Raw genomic sequence first — 23,747 nt, forward strand, 5'->3', positions numbered from 1 at the left:
GGCCGGCGCGGTCCCCGCATTGCCGTCCGCCGGGCCGTACCGGGTCACGCCCCCAGCCAGGCCGCCAGGCGTACCGGGTCCGCGCGGCGGCCGGTCCTGGCCTTCAGCGCGTCCTGTACGGCGCGGGCGCGCTCGGGGTGGTGGCACAGGAGAGCGGCGGCGGCCCGGTGACCGGGGTCGGCCGCGAGGGCGCGGCCGAGGCCGGGCCAGGCGGACGCCGGTGCCCCCTTGGCCGACAGCCGGCCGGTGAACGCGGCACGGGCCGCGGTGTGTTCACCGTGGAGCAGCAGCAACTCGGCCGGGTCGGCGCCGTCGATCCCGCCGGGGCGCCGCCAGGCTCCGCCGGGGTCGCCGAGGTGATGCCGGGCCAGGACCGCCGTGCTGTCCAGGAAGCGGACCTCCGGGTCGGGAACCAGCAGGGGCTGGGCGGCCAGCGCCGGCGGCGGTTCCGGGGCGCCCCGCTGCCAGGCGCGGACCGCTTCCTCGACGGCCCCCGCCGGCGGGCGCAGGTGGTGGGCGCGCCAGCGGGCGCGGTGGTCGGCGGCGGCCTCCCCGGCCAGGCGCAGCGGCGCTTCGGGAACCTCGTCGGCCATCCAGGCGGCGCAGCGCTCAGTGAGGCGCTCGACCACGTACCGGCCGAGCGGGGTGAGCCGTTCGTGTCCGCCCACCGCGTTCAGCGCGGCCCACACCTGGGTGCGCCACAGCGCGAACTCGAAGTGCGCGAGGGGGGCGTAGGCCGGGTCGGCGGTGTGCCGGTGGGCGCGCCAGAAGCGGGTCACGCCGAAGAAGGCGTAGATGCCCTGGAGCAGTCCGCCGAGCGGGCGCGGGTCGTCGCGCCAGGGGGCGTAGAGCAGGGCTTCGGGCGGCTCGGGGTCCGCCGGTGCCTCGGTCAGCGGCTCCAGGTGCATCAGCCCGCCGAGCTTGGTGTGCTGGAACTCGTGTACGAGGGTCGCGGCGAGCTGGGGGACGTCGTCCGGGCGGGACGCGGTGACGCCGCCGAAGGCGTCCCCGGCCGTGCTGCTATGCGGCCGAAACCTTTCTCTCCGGGGGGTCGGCGCCACCGACAGCAGGCCCTGCCGCATGGCGTCGGCGCTCCCCGGATCGTCGCGCAGCAGCACTTCCCAGGCCGCGGCGAGCGAGGACTCCCAGTACGCCGCCTCCGCCGGGGGCAGCAGGCTGGGCTCGCTGGGGTGCGGGAAGGTGCGGTACGGGTCCAGTTCCTCCAGCACCAGGTGCTTCGTCCGTCCCCCGGCTCCCAGCGTCATCCGGCGCACCGGTATCCAGTCCCGTGTGCGCCGGTCCGGGTCGGCGGGTACCTCCACGGCGCCTTCCGTACCGGTGACGCGTACCCGGCCGGCGCGCCCCGTGACCTGTGCGGTGCCCCACGGTCCGGGGGCGGCGAGGACCGCGCAGCCCAGCGTGGGCAGCGGGACCAGGCCGCGGCGCACGGGCACGGTGATGTCGAAGTCCAGCCCGGCCCGCACCGCGGCGGCGGCCGCGAGGGCGGCGAGATGGCCCATGACCACCCAGTGCGGCGCGTCCTCGTAGACCCGGCCCCTGATCCGGCGCACGGCGAGCGAGACCCACATGCCGGTGTTCGGGGACATCAGCAGGTCCTCGCACACCTCGGGGGCGTGTCGCTGGGCGCGTTCCAGCAGGTCCCAGCCCTGCGCGAAGGCGTCCGTGCCGTCCTGGCCGGTGTCGTCCGGACAGGTGCCGTCCGGACCGGTGTCTCCGGGGCGGGTGCCGTCCGGGCCGGTGTCGCCGGGGCGGGCCGCGTTGCGCAGCGCGCGCAGCAGCAGGAGCCGGCGGCTGCGTTCCGCGCGCAGCAGTTCCGCGATGACGGTGCCGTCGCCCTCGCCGGCCGCGAGCGCCCGCAGACCGGTTGCCGAGAGCCGGTGGTACGGCAGTTGTCCCCCCGTCGGCGTGGCGTCAGCGGCCACGTGTCCCCCACAGCACCCTGCTGATCACCTCGTCGGTCAGTCGAAGCGGGACGGGCTGTACGACAGCGTGATGGCCTGCGGCCCGTCGATGTGGTGCAGCAGCTGCTCCAGGGACTCGGTGAACGTCCCGCCGTCCATGGAGCGCAGTGCTTCGAGGGAGATGCCCGAGAGATCGACGAGACCGGACTCGACGGCAGGCATCGGATGCTCCACGGCTGCCAAGTCCCCTCCCGTACCTACCAGTTGTGCACTATCAGTGCCTTGACCAGCATGACCCAGCACCGCACCGCCCGCAACCCTGCGGCCTTTCGGCGCCGCGAGATCGAGTCAGCCGCGAAACCGGGCGAGCCGGGCCGCCGCGCCGTCCACCCGGTCCACTTCGGGCGAGGGGCCCTCCAGCAGTCGTACCGCTTCGAGGAGTTGATCGAGGGTGCCCGGATAGCGCAGACAGGTGCGCACGATGCCGTAGACATCCATGCGCAGCCGGGGGTCGCGGGGGCTGTTGGCCGCCACCCGGTCGCTGATGCTGTCCAGCACGAGGCCCATGCCGTTGCCGCCGCGCAGCGCCGGTACGGCGGTCAACGCGTCGACCAGTTCCGCGAGTTCGCGCAGCGGCAGATCGGCGGGGAGTCCGGCGAGACCGACGGCCGGGCGGCGCCCCTCGACGCCGTCGGCGAGGCCGAGCGCGGGGCGCGGGGGAAGACCGGCGTACCGCTGGAGGCGGTCCGACTCGGCGGCGGTGAGCGACTCGTACCACCGCTCCACCCGCCTTGCCGCGAGCCTGCCGAGCCCGTCGGCCCGGTGGTGGGCGCTCACCACGCCGATCACCGCGCCGCCGCACCATACGGGCGCGCCGGACATGCCCTCCCAGGGGGACCGGTGCGGCTCGGGGTCGGCGGGCGGGGCGGCGACGGCCAGTTCCAGGGTGCCCTCGCGGAGGTTGGACAGGACCGAGACGGTGCCGGTGACATGGCAGGAGTCCCGGTACCGGCCGGGCACGCCCCCGCCCTCCCGGAGTTTGAAGCGCGGGAAGCCCATCGCGCTGAAGGGCAGCACCACGTCCGCGCCGGGTACGGCGGCATAGCGCGGCGGGGCGACACCGCCGCGGTCCGCCGGTACGTCCTCGATCTCCAGCAGCGCGACATCGGCGGCCCCGGCCGAGAGCACGACGCGGGCGGGGGCGCTCCACTCCCCGGGCCGGTCGGCGTCGAACCGTACCCGTACGGCTGTCGTCCCCGCGACGACATGGGCGGCCGTCAGCACATGCCCGTCCCCGACCCGGTACCCGGACCCCCGCCGCCCCGGCGTCCCCGCCACCAGCACCTCGGCGACCCGCGCCGCGTCCAGCCCCTCTTCCCCCGGTCCCCTCACGTCCGTCCTCTACCCCTCGGACACCGGGGGTACGCGAGGCCCGGCGTCCGGGGAACCGGCCGACGACGGGGTGGTGGACGGTGGGGGCGCGCGCGGGACGGTGACGAAGCCGGCGGTGGCCTTCGGCCATGGGGTCGGGGGCCGGCAGGTCGAAGGCGGGGCGCCCCTCGGAGGCGGGAATCGGGGCCGGGCGAGCAGCTCGTGCACCCGCGCGGGGACATGTTCGGGCCGCTTGCGGCGCGGCGCCCTGGGGCGGGCCGCCGCGAGGCCGAGCGGATACGTCCGCTCGATATCGTCGAGCCGCAGGACGCGGGCGCGCGAGGCGAGGACCTGCGGTGAGGGGTTCTCGTCCCGGCCGCGCAACGGGCGCAGCGCCGGCGGTGCGGCGGCGGTACTCGCCGTAGGGGATGCCGGGAAGTCATCCCGGCGTATCTTGCCCGGTCGCGGCCCCTCGACCGGGCGCGCGGGCTCTACGCTGCTCCCACGGCCGGCTGCCGGGGGAAGCCGGGCTCCGCCTCCCCTGCGGCACGCGGTTCGTGACCCGCACGACGAACTCGCCCACCCACTCATGGCGTTGCAGGCCGGTTCGGGGTGCCGCCTCGTGCCGGCCCCCCTCTCCCCGCCGCCCGGCCCGTCGTCTTCCCCGCCGCCCGCCGAAGGAGCCCCGGCCGTGTCCGAAGACCAGCCGCTCGTCCTCGACCCCACCGGTTGCGACCACCACGCCGAGCACCGGACGCTGCACGCCCGCGGGGCGGCCACCCCCGTGGACCTCCTCGGGGTGACCGCGTGGTCCGTCTCCGAGCCCGGCCTCCTCAAGCAGCTCCTGACCAGCGCGGCCGTCTCCAAGGACGGGCGAGCGCACTGGCCGGCCTTCGCCGCCACCGTCCCCACCTGGCCGCTCGCTCTCCGGGTGGCGGTCGACAACATGTTCACCGCGTACGGCAGCGACCACCGCCGGCTGCGCCGGCTGGTCGCCCCGGCGTTCTCGGCCCGCCGCATCGCCGCCCTGACGCCCGTCGTCGAGGACCTCGTCACCGGCATCCTCGACGACCTGGAAGCCCTCCCTCCCGGCGAAGTGGTCGATCTGCGCGAGCGGTTGGCGTATCCCCTGCCGATCGCGGTCATCGGCCGCATGCTGGGCCTTTCCCCCGCCCGGTCGAGCGGGCTGCGTACGGTGGTGGACCGGGTGTTCGCCACCACCCTGTCCGCCGAGGAGGCCACGGCGAACACGGCCGTCCTCTACCGGCAGCTCGACGAGCTGATCGCGGCGAAGCGTGCCGCGCCCGGCGGCGACATGACCTCACTGCTCATCGCCGCGCGCGACGAGGAGGGCGACGGCGGCTCCCTCACGGATGCCGAACTGCGCGGCACCCTGGTGCTGATGATCAGTGCCGGATACGAGACGACCGCCAACGTCATCGACCACGCCGTCACCTCCCTGCTGGCCGACCCCGCGCAGCTGGAACACGTCCGGGCCGGGCGGTGCGGCTGGGACGACGTCGTGGAGGAGACCCTGCGCCACGAGTCGGCCGTCAAGCACTTGCCGCTGCGCTTCGCGGTCGAGGACATCCCGCTGCCCGACGGGAGGACGATCCGGGCCGGGGAGGCCATCCTCGCCTCCTACGCCGCCGCCAACCGCCACCCGGACTGGCACGGCGGGGACGCCGACCGCTTCGACGCCACCCGGACCAGCGAGGACCACCTGGCGTTCGGGTACGGCGTCCACTTCTGCCTCGGCGCCCCGCTCGCCCGCCTCGAAGTCGCCACCGCCCTGCGGCAGTTGTTCGCGCGCTTCCCCGAGGCCCGGCTCGCGGTGCCCGCGGGGGAACTGCGGCCCCTGCCGACCTTGATCAGCAACGGGCACGTGGCCCTGCCCGTCCGTCTGCGCCCGGCCGGGGGGCCGGTCCCGGTCCGAGGGGGTCAGCGGGTGGTGTAGCCGCCGTTGAGGAAGATCGTCTGGCCGTTGGCCCACCATCCCTCGGTCAGCAGGTGGCGGATCCACGGCACGATGTCGTCGATCTTGGTCAGCTCGCCGTTCATCGCGGACGACTTGTGATAGGCGACGGAATCGTCGTCCTCGGCGGGGTAGAAGAACGACGTGTCCATCGGGCCCGGAGCGACGTTGTTGACCGAGATGTTCCGGCCGAACAGCTCCTTCGACAGGGCGCGGGTGAAGTGCTCGACCGGCGCCTTGCTGCCCGCGTACACGGAGTACAGGCCGGTGTACGCGGCGAGCAGCGAGGTGACGATCGTGATGATCTTCCCGCCGTCCTCGATCCGGCGCGCCGCCTCGCGCATCACGAAGAACGCGGCCTTGGAGTTGACCGCGAACATACGGTCGTACTCTTCCTCGGTGATCTCGGTGAGCGGCTTCTTCAGTACCATGCCGGCGGTGTTGATGCTGTAGTCGAGCTTGCCAAACCGGTTCAGCACCTCGTCGAAGACCCGCTCCACCTCGGCGACCTTCGTCAGGTCGGCCTGGATGGCGAACGCCTCGCCCGGACCCTTGTTGATCTGCGCGACGACGTCCTCGGCCTTGGCACGGGAGGATTCGCTGTTGTAGTGCACCGCGACCAGGGCGCCGTCGGCGCCGAGGGTCGTGCTGATCAGCCCGCCCAGATTGCGGGACGCGCCGCCGACGAAGGCGACCTTGCCGTTGAGAGTCTTGTCCGGGGTGCCGGCCATGACAGCCCTCCTGCGATCTTCCGAACGGGCACGGCGTAGCTCCGGCGAACGCCTGGACCCACGTCACGACCATGAACTCACCTGGAGCGGGAGCGCGCATCTCGAACGATCCGGTCACCATGCCGATCTCCGCGCACCCCCGTCCGCGCACACACCAGGACTGCGTGCCGAGGGCCCCGGCATCGCCGACCTGCGCGAAGGGGAGATCGATCGGAGGGTGACGGCAGCCCGACGCGAATACCATGAGCGTCAGGAGGACGCGCGACCTCGCCTCCAGCGCCAGGTGCATGACGCGTTCACCGAGGCCGACGACCGGCCCTGGAGTTCACGGGGCTGCCGAGAGGTCGTCTCGACCGGCTTCGTCACCAGGCTGGGGGCCGTGATGGCGACGGTGGAGCGGTTGGTGCCGGACGGGTCGTGGAAGCTGTTCCAGCCAGTGGCCCGGCGGTGCCGCGCAGGGCACTCCCTGAAGGAGGGTCGGCCCCGGACGACCCTGTGATGATCAAGGGAGCCGCGCCGACCGCAGCTGGGCCATCGCCTCAGCCGCCGCTCTTGCGCCGGAACGACCGCTGGCTCGCAGCCGGGCCGCGCGTCGCACGCACCTTCGGCCCATCGGGACTGGCGGCAACGTCAGCGGCGTCCGCCTGCGCACCGCGCTTGCGCGCCAGCGCTTCGCGGAACTTGCGCTTGAGGTCGTAGTTGCCCTCGCTGTCCGGCGCCAGAGGGTACGTCTCGAGGTCAGCCGGCTTTGAACCTTCCGTGGACACGGGCTCTGCGGTCATGGTGACTCCCTGGGTTCGGGGCGGGGCGGGTAAGCACACCTTGTCACGCCGGGCCCGGTCCGGGGCGCCGGCAACATCATCCTGCTCCGTTTCGGCTGGTATACCTCTGCCTGCCGAGGCCGCTCGCTTGGCAATGGCTCTCAGCCGTGCGACGCACGAGGGCGGCCTTGCGGGCCTTGGCGAGCGTGCGGGGCCACCCGGTCGGACATACGTCTTTCGACCGGCTTCAGTGAGGCCAGTACTCGCCGTCATCAGCTCAGCCATCGCCCCGCCGACCGCGCGCTCCGCCGGCGGCAGCACCGAGCCGGGGCGATAGCACCCGGTCACGCCTCGTGCCAAGGCAGGTGTCCGCGGCGGCGTCTTGCGCCACCTCCCGGAGCGCCCTTCGCCCCAAGGGGCCGTGCCCGTGAACACCGGTCCGGACCGCCCGAGGCGACGGGATACAGTGCGCGAGACGGCCACCCGGTCAGGAGGGGAAGCGTGACCGACACCAGTGACACCCGGCCCGCCGAGGGTGAAGCGCAAACGCCGCGGCAGAGCCGACTGCATCGCCTGATGCGCTACATCCCCCTGGTCGGCCCTGTCCTGCTGTGGGCCGTGCCCTGCTGGGTGCTCCTGTACACCGGCCAGCACTGGCCGCTGCCCGGCACGCTGGCCGGCACCGTCCTGTGCGCCCTCGGCCTCGTAGGTATGCCGCTCGCCATGGTGCGCGGCCACGGCCGGCGCCAGCAGGACCGGGCGGCGATCATCGGTGACACCCTGCTGGGCATCAGCTGGATCCTGTTCACCTGGTCCGTCCTGCTCGGCGTCCTCTTGCGGCTCGCGCTGACCGTGGCCGGCGTCGGTGAGGGTCAGGAGCGGGCCAGGTTCGTCACCTGGGCCGTCCTCGCCGTCAGCGCCGTATTGCTCGGCTGGGGGTACGCCGAGGCTCGCCGCGTGCCACGCGTGCGCCGGCTCGACGTGCGACTCCCACGGCTGGGTGCGGGGTTGGACGGCTTCCGGGTCGTCCTCATCACCGACACCCACTACGGCCCGCTCGATCGCGCTCGCTGGTCGGCGCGGGTGTGCGAGACGGTGAACACCCTGGAAGCCGACCTGGTCTGCCACACCGGCGACATCGCGGACGGCACGGCGGAACGCCGCCGCGCCCAGGCCACCCCACTCGGAACCGTGCGGGCCACCCGAGCCCGTGTGTACGTCACCGGCAACCACGAGTACTACAGCGAGGCCCAGGGCTGGGTCGACCTGATGGACGAACTGGGCTGGGAGCCGCTGCGCAACCGCCATCTGCTCCTCGAACGCGGCGGCGACACCCTCGTGGTCGCCGGCGTGGACGACGTCACCGCCGAGTCCTCCGGCCTGGCAGGCCACCGCGCCCACCTCGCGGGAGCCCTGAGCGGCGCCGACCCCGACCTACCCGTCCTGCTCCTGGCACACCAGCCCAAGTTCATCGAGCGGGCGGCAGCCGACGGCGTCGACCTCCAGCTCTCGGGCCACACCCACGGCGGCCAGATCTGGCCCTTCCACCATCTGGTCCGCATCGACCAGCCCGCCGTCGCCGGCCTCAGCCGCCACGGCCGCCGCACGCTCCTCTACACCAGCCGCGGCACCGGCTTCTGGGGCCCGCCGTTCCGCGTCTTCGCCCCGAGCGAGATCACCCTGCTCGTGCTCCGCTCCCCACACCCGCTCACCTCGCCGTAGCACTCGGCGGGCCCGGACGATCGCGCCTACCTCTCTTCCCAAGGGACGCTGATCCCCGCCTGTTCCCGGTCCCCGGAAATGATCAGGGGCGGGTTTCGGATTGCTCCGAAACCCGCCCCTGATCTGCGACTCTCCCGAGTCGGGACGACAGGATTTGAACCTGCGACCCCTTGACCCCCAGTCAAGTGCGCTACCAAGCTGCGCCACGTCCCGTTGCCGTTTGACCTGCGGTTTCGCCGGTCGCAACGTGCAGGGAAACAATACCGCACTCGGCTCGGTGATCGCGCACCGCGTCGGGGGTTGACCTCAAGTTTGGTCGAGGTTGCACGCTGTCGTACATGACGATCACAACGGACGACCACCGCACCCACGGATACGCCGACCTGCCCCGGCTGATGAGCCTGATGACCGGGGACGAGAAGCACGGCCCGGCGGCCACCTCCACGCTCGATGTGCTGTGGGTGCTCTACGACCGGGTCCTGCGCGTCACGCCGGAGCGGGCGCAGGATCCGGGCCGGGACCGGTTCCTGCTGAGCAAGGGGCACGGCCCGATGGCGTACTACGCGGTGCTGGCCGCCAAGGGGTTCCTGCCGGTCGACTGGCTGCCCGGCTTCGGCGGGTACGACTCCCCGCTCGGGCACCACCCGGACCGGGTGCTGGTGCCGGGGGCCGAGATCGGCAGCGGTTCGCTCGGGCACGGGCTGCCCATCGGCGTGGGCACCGCGCTCGGGCTGCGGGCCCAGGGCCTCGGCGATCCCGCTGTCTGGGTGCTGATCGGGGACGCCGAGCTGGACGAGGGCAGCAACCACGAGGCGATCGCCTTCGCGGGGCCCGCCGGTCTGGACCGGCTGCACACCGTCGTGGTGGACAACTCCTCCGCCAGCCACGCCCGGCCCGGCGGGATCGCCGCCCGGTTCGAGGCCGCGGGCTGGTCGGCGGCGACCGTCGACGGGCGGGACCACGCGGCCCTGTACGAGGCGTTCACCGCGCCGCATCCGGGGCGGCCGCACGTCGTCGTGGCCCGCGTCGAGCCGAAGAACGCCTGAGCACGCCCTTCCCATCTCCCGAAAGACTTCCCTCACGCTCCGAAAGGGCGGCATCTCCATGGACACCATGCGCGACCGTTTCGCTCCCGTCGTCTCCCGGCTCCTGGACGAGGACCCGCGCGTCGCGGTCGTCCTCGCCGAGATCGGCAAGGACGCCTTCACCGAGGCCATCGCCCGGCACCCAGACCGGGTGGTCAACGTCGGCATCCGCGAGCAGCTGCTGGTGGGGGCGGCGGCCGGGATGGCGCTGACCGGGCTGCGGCCCGTCGTCCACACCTTCGCCAGTTTCCTGGTCGAGCGGCCGTTCGAGCAGGTCAAGCTGGACTTCGGGCATCAGGGCACGGGGGCGGTGCTGGTGAGCGCCGCCGCCTCCTTCGACTGGCCGGCCGGCGGGTTCACCCATATGGCGCCGGGCGACGTGGCCCTGCTGGACACCCTGGACGGCTGGACCGTGCATGTGCCGGGCCACCCCGACGAGGCCGAGACCCTGCTGCGGCACGCGGTCGCCGCCGGTGACGAGCGGGTGTACGTACGGCTGTCCGTGCAGTCCAACCAGCGGGCGCACCCGGTGGACGGCGAGCGGTTCGCGACCCTGCGGGAGGGGCGGGCCGGTGTGGTGGTCGCGGTGGGCCCGCTGCTGGACGCGGCGCTCGACGCGACGCAGGGCATGGATGTGACCGTGCTGTACGCGACGACCGTACGGCCGTTCGACTCGGCGGGGCTGCGCCGGGCGGCCGGTGCGGCGGGGACGGACGTGGTGGTGGTCGAGCCGTATCTCGCGGGCACGTCGACCGCCGCGGTGAACGACGCCCTCGCGGACCTCCCGCACCGGGTCCTCGGCCTCGGGGTCGGCCGCCGGGAGCTGCGCCGGTACGGCACGGTCGAGGAGCACACCGCCGCGCACGGCCTGGACGCGCGGAGTCTGCGGGAGCGGATCGGGGGGTTCCTGGGGGCGCGCGCCGGAGTGTGAGAGGGGGCGGCGGGCGACGACCGGGGGCACTGCCCGCCCCACCCATCCCGGCTCCCTCCCTCGCGACCGGGCGGGATCATGCCACTGGCCTTCGCCGGGCCGCGGGAATTTCACCGGGTGGGCGGGGTGCCCAACTCCGGGTGGGACTCCTGGAGTCGGGGCGGAGCGGCCTGGCGCCAGGAGTCGGCGAGGATGTCCCGGAGTTCGGCCTCGTCCTCCAGGGCCGCGAGCCGCGCCCTGATCCAGGCGAACTGCGCCTCGTGCCCGGCGATCCAGAACTTCTCCGGCTCGGCCAGCACCAGTTCGTCCCGCTCCTCCTTCGGGCAGCGCACGGCGACGGACGTCTCGTCCTCGGGCAGCGTCGCGAACATCTTCCCGGCCACCCGGAAGGTGGGCATGTTCCAGGCGGTCTTCTCCGCGGTGTCGGGGAAGGACAGCGCGATACGTCGTACAGCTTCGGCATCCGGCATGCCACGCACCGTAGCGCCGGCCACTGACAATGCCCGGTGGTCAGCCCTGCGCCGCCCCGCCCAGCGCCGTCAGCACCGGTCTGATCAGCGGATGCCCCTCCGCGCCCCGGCGCACCGCGGCGAAGACGCGGCGGGTGGGGGCCACCCCGTCGACCGGTCGTACGACCACGTCGCTGAGGTCCATGCCGCGCAGCGCGGAGCGGGGCACGAGCGCGACGCCCGCATCGGCGGAGGCGAGGGCGACCACGGCGCGGAAGTCGTCGGAGGAGTGTTCGAGGCGAGGCTGGAAGCCGGCGCTCTCGCAGGCCAGTACGACGACGTCGTGGCAGGGGTTGCCGGGGTACGGCCCGATCCAGAGGTCCTTGGCCAGCTCGGCGAGCGGGACCTCCGCCGAGTCGGCGAGGCGGTGGCCGACGGGGACCACGGCGTCGAACGGCTCGGCGTAGAGCGGGACATGGGTGAGCCGGGGGTCGTCCGCGGACGGCGCGCCCCGGTACTCGACGGCCACCGCCACGTCCACCTGCCGGTCGAGGACCATCGGCAGGCTGGCGTCGCCCTCCGCGTCCCGCACCCGGATGCGGATGCCGGGCGCGGTGCCGGCGAGGCGGGCCACCGCGGGGGCCACGACCTGGGCGATGCCGGTCGCGAAGGCCGCCACGGTGACCGTGCCGGCCTCGCCGGAGCCGTATGCCGCGAGTTCCGCCTCGGCGCGCTCCAGCTGGGCGAGGACCACGTTGGTGTGCCCGAGCAGGATCTCGCCGGCGGGGGTGAGCCGTACGCCCTTGGCGCCCCGCTCGACCAGCCGGTGGCCGGTCTCCTGCTCCAGGGCGGTCAGCTGCTGGGAGACGGCGGAGGGGGTGAGATAGAGGGCGGCGGCCGCCGCGGTGACCGTGCGGTGGTCGGCCACCGCACGGAGGATGTGGAGCCGCCGTGCCTCGATCATGCCCCCGATTATCCCAGGTGGAATCCCCTGGTCAGGCCCCCAGCTCCGCACGCGCCGCGATGAAGGCGTCCACCGCGCGGTCGACGTCCGCGGTGGAGTGCGCGGCGGACAGCTGGACGCGGATGCGGGCCTGGCCCTGCGGGACGACCGGGTAGGAGAACCCGATCACGTACACGCCGCGCTCCAGGAGCAGTTCGGCCATGCGGCCCGCCCGCGCCGCGTCGCCGATCATCACCGGGGCGATGGCGTGGTCGCCGGGGAGGACGTCGAAGCCCTCCGCGGTCATCCGGGTGCGGAACAGCTTGGTGTTCTCGGCCAGCCGCACCCGCAGGTCGTCGGCGGACTCCAGCAGGTCGAGGACCTTGAGGGAGGCAGCGGCGATCACCGGGGCGAGGGTGTTGGAGAACAGGTACGGGCGCGAGCGCTGGCGCAGCAGGGCGACGATCTCGGCGCGGGCGGCGACATAGCCGCCGGAGGCGCCGCCGAGGGCCTTGCCGAGGGTGCCGGTGATGATGTCCACGCGGTCCATCACGCCGTGCAGCTCGGGGGTGCCGCGGCCGGAGGGGCCGACGAAGCCGACGGCGTGCGAGTCGTCGACCATGACCATCGCGTCGTACCGGTCGGCGAGGTCGCAGATCTCGCGCAGCGGGGCGACGTAGCCGTCCATGGAGAACACGCCGTCGGTGACGATCAGCCGCCGCCGGGCGCCGGACGCCTCCTTGAGCTTCGCCTCCAGGTCGGCGAGGTCGCGGTTGGCGTAGCGGTAGCGGCGGGCCTTGGAGAGCCGGATGCCGTCGATGATGGAGGCGTGGTTGAGGGCGTCGGAGATGACGGCGTCCTCCTCGCCGAGCAGGGTCTCGAAGACACCGCCGTTGGCGTCGAAGCAGGAGGAGTAGAGGATCGTGTCCTCCTGGCCGAGGAAGGCGGAGAGCCGTGCCTCCAGTTCCTTGTGCACTTCCTGGGTGCCGCAGATGAAGCGGACGGAGGCCATGCCGTAGCCCCAGCGGTCCAGGGCCTCGTGGGCGGCGGCGATGACCTCGGGGTGGTCGGCGAGGCCGAGGTAGTTGTTGGCGCAGAAGTTGAGGACCTCGCCGGGGCGGCCGCCGGCGGTGACGCTGACGGTGGCGGACTGCGGGGTGCCGATCACCCGTTCGGGCTTGTGCAGACCGGCGGCGCGGATCTCGTCGAGGGTGGCGCGCAGGTCGTCGCGGACGGTGTCGAACATGCCAGAAGCTCCTAAGTAATGCGGGTGGCTTACGCCAGGCGGGTGACTTACGCGGTCCAGTCGAGGATGACCTTGCCGCCCTTGCCGCTCGCGGCGTCCGCGAAGGCCGCCTCGAAGTCGCGGTAGCCGTACCGGCCGGTGATCACGGGGGCGAGGTCGAGGCCGCCCTCCAGCAGCACCGACATCGCGTACCAGGTCTCGAACATCTCCCGGCCGTAGATGCCCTTGATGGTGATCATCGAGGTGACGATCCGGGCCCAGTCGACGGGGAACTCCTCGGCGGGCAGGCCGAGCATGGCGATCCGGCCGCCGTGGGTCATGTTGGCGATCATGTCGCGCATGGCCTCGGCCCGGCCGGACATCTCCAGGCCGATGTCGAAGCCCTCCCGCAGCCCGAGCTGCCGCTGTCCGTCGGCGATGGTGGTCTCGGCGACGTTCAGCGCGAGGGTCGCGCCGATCTTGCGGGCCAGCTCCAGGCGCTCCTCGCTGACGTCGGTGACGACGACGTTGCGGGCGCCCGCGTGCCGGGCGACGGCGGCGGCCATCAGGCCGATCGGGCCGGCGCCGGTGATCAGGACGTCCTCGCCGACCAGCGGGAAGGACAGCGCGGTGTGCACGGCGTTGCCGAACGGGTCGAAGATCGCGGCGACGTCCAGGTCGACCGGGACGCGGTGCACCCAGACATTGGTCGCAGGCAGGGACACGTACTCGGCGAACGCGCCGTCGCGGCCGACGCCGAGGCCGACGGTGGCCCGGCACAGATGGCGGCGCCCGGCCAGGCAGTTGCGGCACTTGCCGCACACCAGGTGGCCCTCGCCGCTGACCCGGTCGCCGACCTGGACGTCGGTGACGTCCCGGCCGATCGAGACGACCTCGCCGACGAACTCGTGCCCGAGCACCAGCGGGGTGCTGATCGCCTGCTGCGCCCAGCCGTCCCAGGCCCGGATGTGCAGGTCGGTGCCGCAGATACCGGTCCGCAGGACCTTGATCAGTACGTCGCCGGCCCCCATCGCGGGCTCCGGGACGTCCGTCAGCCAGAGTCCGGGCTCCGCCTTGTCCTTGACCAGCGCCTTCACGCGTGCGGCTCCTGTGGGTGAGGTCCCGTGCGCGGGCATGCCGGAGGGCCGCGCCGCACAGGGTCAGAGAAGTGGAATCACCGTGCAATCTGCCGTATCGACGCGCCGTAATCCATCGAGCTTTTCTTAACCGCCGCCACAGCTTTCCTTCACGCCTCCCCTACCGCTTTCCTTCACGCCTCCCCTGTCACCCCCCTCACGCCCCCTTGCCACCCCCTGACGCTCCTTCGTCATATGAGCCGGTGGTCAGATGGGCAGCCCGTCGCGGGCGCTGCGTTCGATCCGGGCGACGAGATCGGCGGCGAGCGCCTTGATGGTCTCCAGTCCCTCCCTGCCCCAGGCGCGCGGCCCGGTGTCGGCGGCGCACACGGTGCCGAGCGGCATTCCGGTGCCGTCGAGGAGCGGGGCGCCGAGGTAGGAGCGGATGCCGTACTCGTCCACGACCGGGTTGCCCGCGAACCGGGGGTAGTCGCGGACGTCCTCCAGGACCAGGGCCTTGCGGCGGACCACCACATGGGGGCAGAACCCGTGGTCGCGGGGGAGCGTCCGGCCCCACCGCGCCGGGCTGCCGTCCGCCCGCAGGACGGGGGCGACGGCCGGGACGCGCAGCCCGGCGAAGAACTGCCGTTCCTCGCCGATGAAGTTGACCATGGCGTAGGGCGCGCCGGTGAGGTGGGCGAGATGGTCCGCGAAGGCGTCGAGCGCGGGGTCCGACCGTTCCCCGAGGCCGAGCGCCCGCAGCCGCCGGACGCGGGCGGGGGCCTCCTTGTCCTCGGGGGTGAGCAGCAGACCGCGGACCGGCCGGGGCGGCTCGTAGCTCATGGCCGGGCTCCGTCGCTGTGCGGGTGCCTCATCTGGGGAACTCCGTGGGCGGTCGGTCGGGTTCACCGGTGCGCGGCGCCGTGGCTCGGCGCGGGCTCCGGGGTGTGGGCGAGCAGATGGCGGACGAGGACCAGCAGGGTCGCCACGCCGGAGCTGGAGATCCGGGCGTCGCAGCGCACCACCGGCACCTCGGGGTCGAGGTCGATGGCGGCGCGCACCTCCTCGGTGTCGTAGCGGTGGCCGCCGTCGAACTCGTTGACGGCGACGATGAACCCGAGTCCGCGTTCCTCGAAGAAGTCCACGGCGGCGAAGCAGTCCTGGAGCCGGCGGGTGTCGGCGAGGATCACCGCGCCGAGCGCACCCTCGGACAGCTCGTCCCACATGAACCAGAACCGCTCCTGGCCGGGGGTGCCGAACAGGTAGAGCACATGGTCCGGGTCGAGGGAGATCCGGCCGAAGTCCATGGCGACCGTGGTCTCCATCTTGTTCTCGATGCCTTCGAGGCTGTCGGTCGCGGCGCTGACCGTGGTGAGCAGCTCCTCCGTGCTCAGCGGGGCGATCTCGCTGACCGCGCCCACGAAGGTGGTCTTGCCGACCCCGAACCCGCCCGCCACGAGGATCTTGAGCGCGGTGGGGAACGGGTCAGAGCTGTCGTCGTAGTCCATCGAGCACTGCCTCCAGCAGGGACCGGTCGGTGGGAGTGTGGCGGAACGCGGGGGGTTTGGTGGTCAGCAGCCCGCAGTCGACCAGGTCCGCGAGCAGGATCTTGGTGACCGCGGCGGGCAGTTTCAGGTGGGCCGCGACCTCCGCGACCGAGACGGGCGCCCGGCACAGGTCGAGCGCCTGGGCGTGCTCGGGGCCGAGGTAGCCGAGCGGGGTGACGCCGGTGGCCATCACCTGCGAGATCAGGTCGAGTGCGACGCTGGGTTCGGTGCGGCCGTTGCTGACCGTGAACGGGCGTACCAGCCGTCCGGCCGCGTCGTCCAGCCAGGGCCCGTCGCCGGCCGCGGCCACGCTCAATGCCTCGGCGCCGTGGATTCGACGGCCTGTTGCCGGGGGGCGGTGACCAGATAGGGGCGCACGCTCTTGACCAGCATCGCCATCTCGTAGCCGAGCACGGCCGCGTCGGCCTCGCGGCCCGCCAGCACGGCGAGACAGGTGCCGGAGCCGGCGGTGGTGACGAACAGCAGGGTAGAGGCGAGTTCCACCACGACCTGCCGTACGTCGCCGCCGTCCCCGAACCGGACGCCCGCGCTGCGGCCGAGGGAGTACAGGCCGGAGGCGAGGGCGGCCATGTGGTCGGCGCTGTCCGGGTCGAGGCCGTGCACGGACTTCACCAGTCCGTCGCAGGACAGGAGCACCGCGCTGCTGGTGTGCGGTACGCGCTGCACAAGGCCGCTGAGCAGCCAGTCGAGATCGGATGCGTGAGCGGTCGGCGCATCGCTCGCCATGGTGGATCGACTCCTTGGGTACGAAGGTCTGGGAGGCGCTGGGGAGTTGGGGGTCGGGGTGGCGGCTGGTGATCGGGGGTCGTGGCTCGGGGGCTGGGGGGTGTTGCACGACGGCGGTGCGGGGGTCGACGGGGGTGACGGTGGTACGGGGGTGACGGTGGTACGGGTGTCAGCCGGTCGGTGCGCTGCCCTCGGCCGGGCCGGCGGGCAGGGATGTCGGGTCGGCGTGGCCGTGCTCCAAGTTGCCCTGCATCAGCGTCTCTTGGGGGTGGCCCTGCTCCCGGTGCGGGACCCGCAGGCGCGTCGGCTCGGTGGGGGTGAGCGCGGAGGATGGTGCGGGCCCGGTGTGTGCGGCGTTCCCGTGCTCGGCGTCCGTGGCGGGGTGGGCCGCCTCGGCGAGGCCGATGCCGCGCTGGAAGGCCGCCATCAGTCCGGGGTCGTGACCCCCGAGGGTGTCGCCCTCCTGGCGGGGCGCGGGGCCGCCGCGGAGCTGGGGGACGAGGTTCTCCTGGGCCCTGCGGCGCGGCAGTCGGGGCTTGGCCATGGTGCCCCGCACGGTGTCGACGCGCGGGGTGGGCATGACGCCCTGGCGCTCCTCGACCACCGCCCGGTGCCGGGCCCGGATGCCGGGTGCCGCCTCGGCGGGGGTGGGACGCTCGCGGTGAGCGCCGCGGACGGGGAGCGGGGGCGGGTCGTCGTGGGCGTGAACTTCCTTAGCTGGGAGAGGCGTTGGGCTCACGGGTGCGACCGGGGGCGCGGGCGCGGGCCGTACCGGCTGGGGCGGGGTGGGCGGCAGGGTGGCGGCCGGTGCCAAAAGCTCCGCCGGCGGGGCCCCCAACAGGGCCTCGGGTACGACGAGTACGGCCTGGACCCCGCCGTAGATGTTGCCCTGGAGCCGTACGCCGATGCCGTGCCGGCGGGCGAGCTGGGAGACGACGTAGAGGCCGATGCGGCCGTCGGCCAGCAGGCTGGCGACGTTGACCTGGTCGGGGTCGGCGAGCAGGGCGTTCATCCGGTTCTGTTCGCCGACGGGCATGCCGAGCCCGCGGTCCTCGACCTCGACGGCGAGCCCGGAGGTGACCAGGCCCGCGCGCAGCAGCACTTGGGTGCCGGGGGCGGAGAACACCGTTGCGTTCTCGATGAGTTCGGCGAGCAGGTGGATGACGTCGGCGACGGCGTGGCCGCGCAGTTCGCCGTCGATCGGGGGGACCAGCTTGACGCGGGAGTACTGCTCGACCTCGGCGATGGCGGAGCGCAGCACCTCGGTCATGCTCACCGGGTTGCTCCACTGGCGCCGGGAGACGGCGCCGCCGAGCACGGCGAGGTTCTCGGCGTGCCGCCGGATGCGGGTGGCCAGGTGGTCCACATGGAAGAGGCCCTTGAGCAGGTCGGGGTCCTCGATCTCGTGTTCCAGGTCGTCCAGGATGGAGATCTCGCGGTGCACGAGGGACTGGAGCCGGCGCGCGAGGTTGACGAAGACTTCGAGCTTCTGCTCGTTGCCCGCGTGGCTGGAGAGCTGTGCGGCCCGCAGGACGGCGGTGACGGCGCCGTCCTGCGCGCGGGCCAGGTCGGCGGCGAGCAGTTCGAAGTCGTCGGCGTCGGCGGGCGGCCGGCGGCGGGACACGCGCTGTGCCGGGGCCTCCCCCTGGCGCAGGGTGTCCACGAGTTCGCGCAGCTCGGCCTCGCCGCGGGCGGCGGTGCGGCGCAGGTCGTCGACGCGCTCGGCGACGGTCCGGGCGGCGCGGTCGGCGGCCACGGCGGCGATCAGGATGCCGGCGACGGCCACGGCGACCGCGCCGCCGAGCACGGCCCACAGGACGGGGCCGGTGCGGGCGCCGGTGGAGCGGATGGTGAACAGGACGGCGGCGGTGCCGCCGAGGGCGACCGCGAGCGGGGGCAGCACGGCGAGCCGCAGCAGCTGGGGCCGTATGTGCGTCTCGGGCAGTGCGGGAGCGGGTCGGGCGACCGGCCGCCCGTGCCGCCCGCCCTCCCGGCGGTCGGCACGGGTGCCCGGTGCGCGAAGGTGAGACATCTGCGTCCTCGTACTGGTCCGTCGGGCCTGGGGTCGGACACTCACGGTAGTCGCCTCCACCTCATGTGCGAGGGGCAGTTGCCAAACTCCCCCGCCCAGCGTCCCGCTCTGGTATGAGGCCCCGTACGAAAGACCGATAACCGGGCCGGGCCTCCCCCGATCGGCCCGAAAAAGAACGATAAGCTCCGATCAAAAGCGGTCAGAAAGAGCGACTACGCCAGGAAGGCCGACCGCTCGTCTCGGACCCCGGCTCACCCTCGTCCGACACCCGTGCGCTCCCACCGAGCCACCCGGAACCCCACCCCAGAGCACTGCCGAATATCACTGAGCGTGTTCCCCTTGGCCTTCAATACGCGCGTGTCGGGTGCCCTGGCGAAGGGTGAGCGACAGCAGGTCGCTGGGGGCGTCCAGCCGCACGCGGTGCCAGCGGCCGCGGGGCACGATCACGGCGGTGCCCGCCCGCAGCCGTACCGTCTCCTCCGCGCCGCCGGGCTCGGTGGGCCGGAAGTGGAGGCGGACGGCGCCGCTGAGGCAGCACACCGCCTCGTCGGCCTCGGGGTGCATCTCCCAGTGGTCGGCGTGCACATCGTCGTCCGTCTCGGCGTGGAACGCCGCGAGGTGCCACGCGCCAAGGTCACCGCCGGTCATCCGCCCTTCCGCGGCGCGGACTTGGCCGGCCGGGTCGATGTGCAGCGCGGAGGCGAACAGGTCGATGGGGGCGAGGGGTGTCGTCGTCACGAGGGATTCCTTCCGGTCGGTGCCCGCAAGTTTCCGTACACGTACGAAAACTAGGCCCGGCGCGCCTCCGCTGTCGACCCCCGAGGGATGATGAGTACATGCCGCAGCCATCCGCACCGCGCAGAAATCCGGGCCGACCTCCCCGCTTCACCCGCGAGGAGGTCATCGAGGCGGCCCACCGGATCGTGGCCAAGGAGGGTGTGGACCGGCTCACCATGCGGCGGCTGGCCGCGGAGATCGGCAGTACGCCGATGGCGCTCTACCATCACGTGCGCGACAAGGAGGAGTTGCTCGTCCTGCTGCTGGACGAGCACGCCGCGCGGACGCTGCGCCGGAGCGAACTGCCCGCCGAGCCGCGCGAGCGGATCGTCGCCGCCGCCACCGCGATCCACCGGGCGCTCGCCGACTGCCCCTGGATCGTGGAGGTGCTGACCGCGGACGACCTGATGTCCGCCTCGGCCCTGTGGTTCGTCGAACAGATCGTGGACGGGTTCGTCGCCTGTGGCCTGACGCCCGAGCGGGCCGTCCACGGATACCGGGCGATCTGGTACTACACCGTCGGGGAGATCGTGGTCCGTACGACGGCGAACCGCCGGCGCGCGGGCGAGGACCGCCCCGCCCACCGGGAGCGCGTCTTCGCCGATCTCGGCCCGGACGAACTGCCCCGCCTGGCTCAACTCGCCGAGCGGTGGGGCCCGTTGACCGCCGAGGACACCTATCTCGACGGTCTGCGGGCCCTGGTGGCGGGTCTTGCCGGGAGCGGCTGAGGTTTCTCAGCCGCGCTTCGGCGGCTCCGCTACCAGCGCGCCGACCGAGCGCCAGGTCCGGCGCACTTCGCCGGACACGCCGCGCCACCAGGCCTCCGCCGGGAGCTTGCCCGCGGGCTCGAAGGGCTCGCCGGGGCGGGGCAGGGCGACCGCCTGCCCGGCCTCCTCGGCGGCTTCCTTGGTCCACTCCCCCGGCTCGGCCCACGGGTGCGGGGCGAGGTTGAAGGTGCCCCAGTGGATCGGGAGCAGCACACCGTGCGGGGCGCCGCCCTGGAGGTCCAGGTGGGCGCGCAGACCCTCGTCGGGCCGCATGTGGATGTCCGGCCAGAACTCGCTGTACGCCCCGATCTGGATCATCGTGGCGTCGAACGGGCCGTGGGCGGCGCCGATATCCTTGAAACCGTCGAAGTAGCCGGTGTCGCCACTGTGGTAGATCCGGTGCTCCTCCCCCGCGACGGCCCAGGAGGCCCACAGGGTGTGCTGGGTGTTGCGCAGGCCGCGGCCGCAGAAGTGGCGGGCCGGGGTGGCGGTGAGGGTGAGCCCGCCGATACGGGTCGACTCGTGCCAGTCCAGTTCGCGCAGCCGGTCCGGGGAGACACCCCAATGTTCCAGGTGGGCGCCGACGCCGAGCGGTACGGCGAAGACGGTGTCGGTGCCGGCCAGCGCCTTGATGGTGGGCAGGTCGAGATGGTCGTAATGGTCGTGGGAGATCACCACCACGTCGACGTCCCCGAGCGCGGCGAGCGGCAGCGGCACCGGGTGCAGCCGCTTGGGTCCGGCGAAGGGGAACGGGGAGCAGCGCTCACCCCACACCGGGTCGAACAGCACCCGGTGGCCGTCGATCTCGGCGAGCACGCTGGAGTGGCCCATCCAGGTCAGCCGCAGCCCCGTGGCGGGCGGCCGGGCGAGGTCGGCGAAGGTCGTGGGGTGCACCGGGACGGTGCCCCTGGGGGCGCGCAGCGGCCGGGTCTCCTTGTCGAAGAAGACCTTCGCGAAGTCCACCGCGGAGCCGGAGGGCCGGGTGCGCGCGGCGCCGCCGGGGTTCTGGAAGACGCCGTCCTTGAAGTGCGGGGAGCGCCGGATGCGTGCCAGGCGCTCACCGCCCGGGTCCACTCCGAAGGCCGCTGGGCGCGGCACACGGGGCCCTGAGGTCGAGGAACGCGGACCGGTCACGGTACCTCCCGGTTGAGTGGTGGGCCCCCCATTATGGTCGGCCCATCCGACAAGCCGGGTACGGGTCCTCGACCGGGCCCGTGCCGACGGTACGACGCCGCGTGCCGCGGCCCGCGCGGTGGTGGCCGACCGGCTGCCGGTGCTCGCCGAGCGCTTCGGGGCGTACCGGCCCGGCGCACTAGGGTGACCGGATGGCAAGAGTGCGGTTGAGCGTGGCCGAGCGGCAGGAGGAGCTGCTGCGGGCCGCCGTCGAACAGATCGAGGCGCGGGGCGTGGCGGCGGTCAGGATCGCCGATGTGGCGGCCGCGCTGGGGGTGAGCAACGCGCTGGTGCTGTACCACTTCTCGACCAAGGAGAAGCTGGTCGCCGCCGCATTCGCGTACGCCGCCGAGGACGATCTCGCGCAACTGCGCAAGCTGCTCGGGCGCCGGACCACCGCGCTGCGCCGGCTGCGGGCCGCGGTGCGCTGGTACGCGCCGACCGGGCAGGCCAAGGGCTGGCGGCTGTGGATCGAGGGCTGGGCCGTCGCGCTGCGCGAGCCCGCGCTGCGGGACGTCACCCGCGAACTGGACCGGCAGTGGAAGGCGGCCCTCGCCGAGGTCATCGCCGAGGGCGTCACCGCCGGCGAGTTCACCTGCCCCGACCCCCCGGCCACGGCCCTGCGCCTGACCGCCCTCCTCGACGGCCTCGCCGTCCAGCTGACCTCCTGCCCCGGCTCGATCCCCCGCGCACGGGCCCGCGCATGGGCGGACGAGGCGCTGGCCAGGGAACTGGGGGTGGAGCGGGAGAAGTTGGTGGGGCGCGACGGAGGGGTTGAGTAGGGCGGAGGGCTTCGGTTCGGCGTGGGCGGGTTGACGGAGCTGGGCTACCGCCTCTTCACCCCCGCCCCCAGCCGCGCCAGCGCCGCGGTGACCAGGGCCGTGATGCCTGTCTGCAAGGTCAAGCGGACGCTCGGCAGGTAGCGGGGTGAGTGGTTCGGTGGCAGGTGGCGGAGTTTGGTGGTGGGGTCGGGGCCGGGGGCGGTGGACCATTGGGTGGGGCCGGTGGCGCCGAGCATCCAGTAGCAGCCGCGGATTCCGGTGTGGCCGTGCAGATGCGCGCCCGCGCCGGTCAGGAGCGGGAAGTCCTCGGTGGCCAGGGCGGGGGGCCAGGCCGTGACGCGGGCGGGGCCGAACGCGGACCGGTGGGCGGTGCGGACGTGGGCGGTGACCTCCGGGTCGCTCGTCGTGATGACGGAGCGGGAGACGGTGGTGACGGTGACGCGGGGCGGCAGCGTGGCCGTCGCGGCCTCGGCGCGGGCCAGCCGTGCGACCTCGGCGGCGGCGCGGTCGAGGGCCGGTTCAAAGAAGCCGCGCAGGGAGACGAGCAGGTCGGCGCGGTCGGGGACGACGTTGCCGGGGTGCCCGGCGTCCCCGGCGCGCAGCGCGGTGGCGGTGACGGTGGGGCGATCGCTCTCGCCGGCCGCGAGCTCCGGCAGCCGCGTCACCAGCCCGGCGGCGGCCCGCAGCGGGTCGGCGGCGAGGTGCGCGGTGGCGGCGTGGCCGCCCTCGCCCTCGAAGGCCACCGACAGGGTGCGGCTGCCGGCCAGTACCGGGCCCTCGGCGTGTGCCACCATCCCGGCGGGGAAGGGCGCGGTGTGCTGGGCGAGTACCTCGTCGGGCGGGGTGACGCGCTCGTAGAGGCCGTCCTCCAGCATGGCGCGGGCGCCGGTGAGGGTCTCCTCCGCGGGCTGGCCGAGCAGGAGCAGGGTGCCCCGCCACAGGTCCCGGCGGTCCGCGAGCCAGCGGCCGGCGGCCGCCACGCAGGCGAGGTGGGCGTCGTGGCCGCAGGCGTGCATCACGGGGACCGGGCGGCCGTCGGGTCCGGCGGCGGTGACGGTGCTGGCGTAGGGCGCGCCGGTGGCCTCCGCGATGGGCAGGGCGTCGAGTTCGGCGCGCAGCAGTACGGCGGGGCCGTCGCCGTTGCGCAGTTCGGCCGCGACGCCGTGGCCGCCGATGCCGTGCAGCACCCGGTAGCCGTCGGCGGCGGCCCATGCGGCGAACCGGGCGGCGGTGCGCGCTTCGGCGCCGGAGAGTTCGGGGTTGCGGTGCAGGTCGAGGTAGAACTCGGCGGCCGGTGCCAACAGGTCGGAGAGGGCCGGGAGTTCGGGGGTGGTCCGGGTGTGCTCGGTGCTCATGTCAGTGGCTCCTCGGGCGGGTGTCAGCGAGGTGACAGCGAACGGCAAGGGGGGTGCACGCGGACGCGCGTAGAACTGTGGGGTGCCGGGAGGCCGCAACTCCCCCGCTGCGGCGGGGTGTTGTGGCCCGAACCGCCCGACCGGCCGTACCGCTCGTCCCCGCAACGGAAGGAGTCGTCATGTCCGACAACGCCCTCGCCTCCCTCGCCCAGGAGATCCTGGACCTGGAGTCGGAGACCTTCGAGATCACCGACTACTCGGACGCCAGCGAGGTCATGCTCGGTTCGTCCACCAGCTGCTCCTCCACGAGCACCTGCTCCAGCACCACCAGCACCACCTCCTGCACCGCCTGACGTCCGGCGTCGGTGGAAGGGTC

24 protein-coding genes, 1 tRNA gene and 1 pseudogene are annotated in these 23,747 nt (G+C 73.4%); 7 read left to right on the forward strand and 19 right to left on the reverse strand.

Annotation, left to right across the window (positions count from 1 at the left end; all coding sequences use genetic code 11):
• Positions 1-44: 44 nt before the first annotated feature.
• From AC069R_RS02655 to AC069R_RS02670, 4 genes and pseudogenes are all read right to left on the reverse strand, one after another.
• Positions 45-1,943 (reverse strand): HEXXH motif domain-containing protein, encoded by a 1,899-nt coding sequence (locus tag AC069R_RS02655; RefSeq protein WP_478763888.1) that lies wholly within the window; start codon positions 1,941-1,943, stop codon positions 45-47.
• Between the two features lie 36 nt (positions 1,944-1,979).
• Complete coding sequence (locus AC069R_RS02660; RefSeq protein WP_397982923.1) at positions 1,980-2,144, reverse strand: hypothetical protein; 165 nt, start codon at positions 2,142-2,144, stop codon at positions 1,980-1,982.
• Positions 2,145-2,270: 126 nt separating this feature from the next.
• Positions 2,271-3,314 carry an effector-associated domain 2-containing protein gene (locus AC069R_RS02665; RefSeq protein ID WP_478763891.1) on the reverse strand — a complete coding sequence of 348 codons (1,044 nt, stop codon included), beginning with the start codon at positions 3,312-3,314 and terminating at the stop codon, positions 2,271-2,273.
• 124 nt (positions 3,315-3,438) lie between these two features.
• Positions 3,439-3,686: pseudogene (locus tag AC069R_RS02670) on the reverse strand (transcriptional regulator); the annotation flags it as partial.
• Positions 3,687-3,984: 298 nt separating this feature from the next.
• Here AC069R_RS02670 and AC069R_RS02675 point away from each other — a divergent pair.
• Entirely contained in the window at positions 3,985-5,250 is a 1,266-nt protein-coding gene (locus AC069R_RS02675) for a cytochrome P450 family protein (RefSeq protein ID WP_478763893.1), read from the forward strand.
• Here AC069R_RS02675 and AC069R_RS02680 read toward each other — a convergent pair.
• Together AC069R_RS02680 and AC069R_RS02685 are read right to left on the reverse strand one after the other, a co-directional pair.
• A complete protein-coding gene (locus tag AC069R_RS02680) occupies positions 5,235-5,999 on the reverse strand; it encodes an SDR family oxidoreductase (RefSeq protein WP_478763894.1) in 765 nt (254 codons plus the stop codon). The two genes, AC069R_RS02675 and AC069R_RS02680, sit on opposite strands and share 16 nt — an antisense overlap.
• A gap of 539 nt (positions 6,000-6,538) precedes the next feature.
• Positions 6,539-6,781 (reverse strand): DUF5302 domain-containing protein, encoded by a 243-nt coding sequence (locus AC069R_RS02685; protein WP_478763896.1) that lies wholly within the window; start codon positions 6,779-6,781, stop codon positions 6,539-6,541.
• A gap of 480 nt (positions 6,782-7,261) precedes the next feature.
• Between AC069R_RS02685 and AC069R_RS02690 the strand changes: the two genes are divergently transcribed.
• Positions 7,262-8,482 carry a metallophosphoesterase gene (locus AC069R_RS02690; protein ID WP_478763898.1) on the forward strand — a complete coding sequence of 407 codons (1,221 nt, stop codon included), beginning with the start codon at positions 7,262-7,264 and terminating at the stop codon, positions 8,480-8,482.
• Positions 8,483-8,621: 139 nt separating this feature from the next.
• On the opposite strand, the gene AC069R_RS02695 is transcribed toward AC069R_RS02690, so the two are convergent.
• Positions 8,622-8,695, reverse strand: a tRNA-Pro gene (locus AC069R_RS02695).
• Positions 8,696-8,820: 125 nt separating this feature from the next.
• Here AC069R_RS02695 and AC069R_RS02700 point away from each other — a divergent pair.
• Together AC069R_RS02700 and AC069R_RS02705 are read left to right on the forward strand one after the other, a co-directional pair.
• The gene (locus tag AC069R_RS02700) at positions 8,821-9,528 is read left to right on the forward strand and encodes a transketolase (RefSeq protein WP_478763899.1); all 708 of its coding nucleotides are present in this window, start codon (positions 8,821-8,823) and stop codon (positions 9,526-9,528) included.
• 58 nt (positions 9,529-9,586) lie between these two features.
• On the forward strand, positions 9,587-10,498 hold the full coding sequence (locus AC069R_RS02705) for a transketolase family protein (protein ID WP_478763901.1): 912 nt from the start codon (positions 9,587-9,589) through the stop codon (positions 10,496-10,498).
• A 110-nt stretch (positions 10,499-10,608) separates the two neighbouring features.
• On the opposite strand, the gene AC069R_RS02710 is transcribed toward AC069R_RS02705, so the two are convergent.
• From AC069R_RS02710 to AC069R_RS02755, 10 genes are all read right to left on the reverse strand, one after another.
• The gene (locus tag AC069R_RS02710; protein ID WP_478763902.1) at positions 10,609-10,968 is read right to left on the reverse strand and encodes an MmcQ/YjbR family DNA-binding protein; all 360 of its coding nucleotides are present in this window, start codon (positions 10,966-10,968) and stop codon (positions 10,609-10,611) included.
• A 40-nt stretch (positions 10,969-11,008) separates the two neighbouring features.
• A complete protein-coding gene (locus AC069R_RS02715) occupies positions 11,009-11,911 on the reverse strand; it encodes a LysR family transcriptional regulator (RefSeq protein WP_478763904.1) in 903 nt (300 codons plus the stop codon).
• A 31-nt stretch (positions 11,912-11,942) separates the two neighbouring features.
• Complete coding sequence (locus AC069R_RS02720) at positions 11,943-13,136, reverse strand: glycine C-acetyltransferase (RefSeq protein ID WP_478763906.1); 1,194 nt, start codon at positions 13,134-13,136, stop codon at positions 11,943-11,945.
• A 47-nt stretch (positions 13,137-13,183) separates the two neighbouring features.
• Positions 13,184-14,212, reverse strand: coding sequence for an L-threonine 3-dehydrogenase (gene tdh, locus AC069R_RS02725; protein ID WP_478763907.1), 1,029 nt, complete (start codon positions 14,210-14,212; stop codon positions 13,184-13,186).
• Between the two features lie 246 nt (positions 14,213-14,458).
• On the reverse strand, positions 14,459-15,034 hold the full coding sequence (locus tag AC069R_RS02730) for a GAF domain-containing protein (protein ID WP_478763909.1): 576 nt from the start codon (positions 15,032-15,034) through the stop codon (positions 14,459-14,461).
• 62 nt (positions 15,035-15,096) lie between these two features.
• On the reverse strand, positions 15,097-15,699 hold the full coding sequence (locus AC069R_RS02735; protein ID WP_471057503.1) for a GTP-binding protein: 603 nt from the start codon (positions 15,697-15,699) through the stop codon (positions 15,097-15,099).
• Positions 15,677-16,048, reverse strand: a complete 372-nt coding sequence (locus AC069R_RS02740) for a DUF742 domain-containing protein (protein ID WP_397982936.1) — start codon at positions 16,046-16,048, stop codon at positions 15,677-15,679. The genes AC069R_RS02735 and AC069R_RS02740 overlap by 23 nt, the downstream gene beginning before the upstream one ends.
• A 2-nt stretch (positions 16,049-16,050) precedes the next feature.
• A complete protein-coding gene (locus AC069R_RS02745; protein WP_478763912.1) occupies positions 16,051-16,485 on the reverse strand; it encodes a roadblock/LC7 domain-containing protein in 435 nt (144 codons plus the stop codon).
• A 169-nt stretch (positions 16,486-16,654) separates the two neighbouring features.
• Positions 16,655-18,517 carry a sensor histidine kinase gene (locus AC069R_RS02750; protein ID WP_478763914.1) on the reverse strand — a complete coding sequence of 621 codons (1,863 nt, stop codon included), beginning with the start codon at positions 18,515-18,517 and terminating at the stop codon, positions 16,655-16,657.
• Positions 18,518-18,838: 321 nt separating this feature from the next.
• Complete coding sequence (locus AC069R_RS02755; RefSeq protein WP_478763916.1) at positions 18,839-19,255, reverse strand: cupin domain-containing protein; 417 nt, start codon at positions 19,253-19,255, stop codon at positions 18,839-18,841.
• A 98-nt stretch (positions 19,256-19,353) separates the two neighbouring features.
• Between AC069R_RS02755 and AC069R_RS02760 the strand changes: the two genes are divergently transcribed.
• Positions 19,354-20,022 carry a TetR/AcrR family transcriptional regulator gene (locus AC069R_RS02760; protein WP_478763917.1) on the forward strand — a complete coding sequence of 223 codons (669 nt, stop codon included), beginning with the start codon at positions 19,354-19,356 and terminating at the stop codon, positions 20,020-20,022.
• 6 nt (positions 20,023-20,028) lie between these two features.
• Here the strand turns inward: AC069R_RS02760 and AC069R_RS02765 are convergent, their stop codons facing one another.
• Positions 20,029-21,195, reverse strand: a complete 1,167-nt coding sequence (locus AC069R_RS02765; RefSeq protein ID WP_478763919.1) for an MBL fold metallo-hydrolase — start codon at positions 21,193-21,195, stop codon at positions 20,029-20,031.
• Between the two features lie 191 nt (positions 21,196-21,386).
• Here AC069R_RS02765 and AC069R_RS02770 point away from each other — a divergent pair, with 191 nt between their 5' ends.
• On the forward strand, positions 21,387-22,016 hold the full coding sequence (locus tag AC069R_RS02770) for a TetR/AcrR family transcriptional regulator (RefSeq protein WP_478763921.1): 630 nt from the start codon (positions 21,387-21,389) through the stop codon (positions 22,014-22,016).
• A gap of 44 nt (positions 22,017-22,060) precedes the next feature.
• Here the strand turns inward: AC069R_RS02770 and AC069R_RS02775 are convergent, their stop codons facing one another.
• Positions 22,061-23,371, reverse strand: coding sequence for an amidohydrolase (locus tag AC069R_RS02775; RefSeq protein WP_478763923.1), 1,311 nt, complete (start codon positions 23,369-23,371; stop codon positions 22,061-22,063).
• A gap of 179 nt (positions 23,372-23,550) precedes the next feature.
• Between AC069R_RS02775 and AC069R_RS02780 the strand changes: the two genes are divergently transcribed.
• The gene (locus tag AC069R_RS02780; RefSeq protein WP_037657426.1) at positions 23,551-23,724 is read left to right on the forward strand and encodes a thiazolylpeptide-type bacteriocin; all 174 of its coding nucleotides are present in this window, start codon (positions 23,551-23,553) and stop codon (positions 23,722-23,724) included.
• The last annotated feature ends 23 nt before the right edge of the window (positions 23,725-23,747 follow it).

The organism is Streptomyces sp. NPDC043952 (assembly GCF_056435325.1).

Coding starts and splice junctions, on each gene's coding strand:
- AC069R_RS02705 (WP_478763901.1), top strand. CDS start 9,587: ATGGACACCATGCGCGACCGTTTCGCTCCCGTCGTCTCCCGGCTCCTG.
- AC069R_RS02660 (WP_397982923.1), bottom strand. CDS start 2,144: ATGCCTGCCGTCGAGTCCGGTCTCGTCGATCTCTCGGGCATCTCCCTC.
- AC069R_RS02685 (WP_478763896.1), bottom strand. CDS start 6,781: ATGACCGCAGAGCCCGTGTCCACGGAAGGTTCAAAGCCGGCTGACCTC.
- AC069R_RS02760 (WP_478763917.1), top strand. CDS start 19,354: ATGCCGCAGCCATCCGCACCGCGCAGAAATCCGGGCCGACCTCCCCGC.
- AC069R_RS02715 (WP_478763904.1), bottom strand. CDS start 11,911: ATGATCGAGGCACGGCGGCTCCACATCCTCCGTGCGGTGGCCGACCAC.
- AC069R_RS02700 (WP_478763899.1), top strand. CDS start 8,821: ATGACGATCACAACGGACGACCACCGCACCCACGGATACGCCGACCTG.
- AC069R_RS02710 (WP_478763902.1), bottom strand. CDS start 10,968: ATGCCGGATGCCGAAGCTGTACGACGTATCGCGCTGTCCTTCCCCGAC.
- AC069R_RS02750 (WP_478763914.1), bottom strand. CDS start 18,517: ATGTCTCACCTTCGCGCACCGGGCACCCGTGCCGACCGCCGGGAGGGC.
- AC069R_RS02745 (WP_478763912.1), bottom strand. CDS start 16,485: ATGGCGAGCGATGCGCCGACCGCTCACGCATCCGATCTCGACTGGCTG.
- AC069R_RS02780 (WP_037657426.1), top strand. CDS start 23,551: ATGTCCGACAACGCCCTCGCCTCCCTCGCCCAGGAGATCCTGGACCTG.
- AC069R_RS02680 (WP_478763894.1), bottom strand. CDS start 5,999: ATGGCCGGCACCCCGGACAAGACTCTCAACGGCAAGGTCGCCTTCGTC.
- AC069R_RS02775 (WP_478763923.1), bottom strand. CDS start 23,371: ATGAGCACCGAGCACACCCGGACCACCCCCGAACTCCCGGCCCTCTCC.
- AC069R_RS02730 (WP_478763909.1), bottom strand. CDS start 15,034: ATGAGCTACGAGCCGCCCCGGCCGGTCCGCGGTCTGCTGCTCACCCCC.
- AC069R_RS02735 (WP_471057503.1), bottom strand. CDS start 15,699: ATGGACTACGACGACAGCTCTGACCCGTTCCCCACCGCGCTCAAGATC.
- AC069R_RS02770 (WP_478763921.1), top strand. CDS start 21,387: ATGGCAAGAGTGCGGTTGAGCGTGGCCGAGCGGCAGGAGGAGCTGCTG.
- AC069R_RS02720 (WP_478763906.1), bottom strand. CDS start 13,136: ATGTTCGACACCGTCCGCGACGACCTGCGCGCCACCCTCGACGAGATC.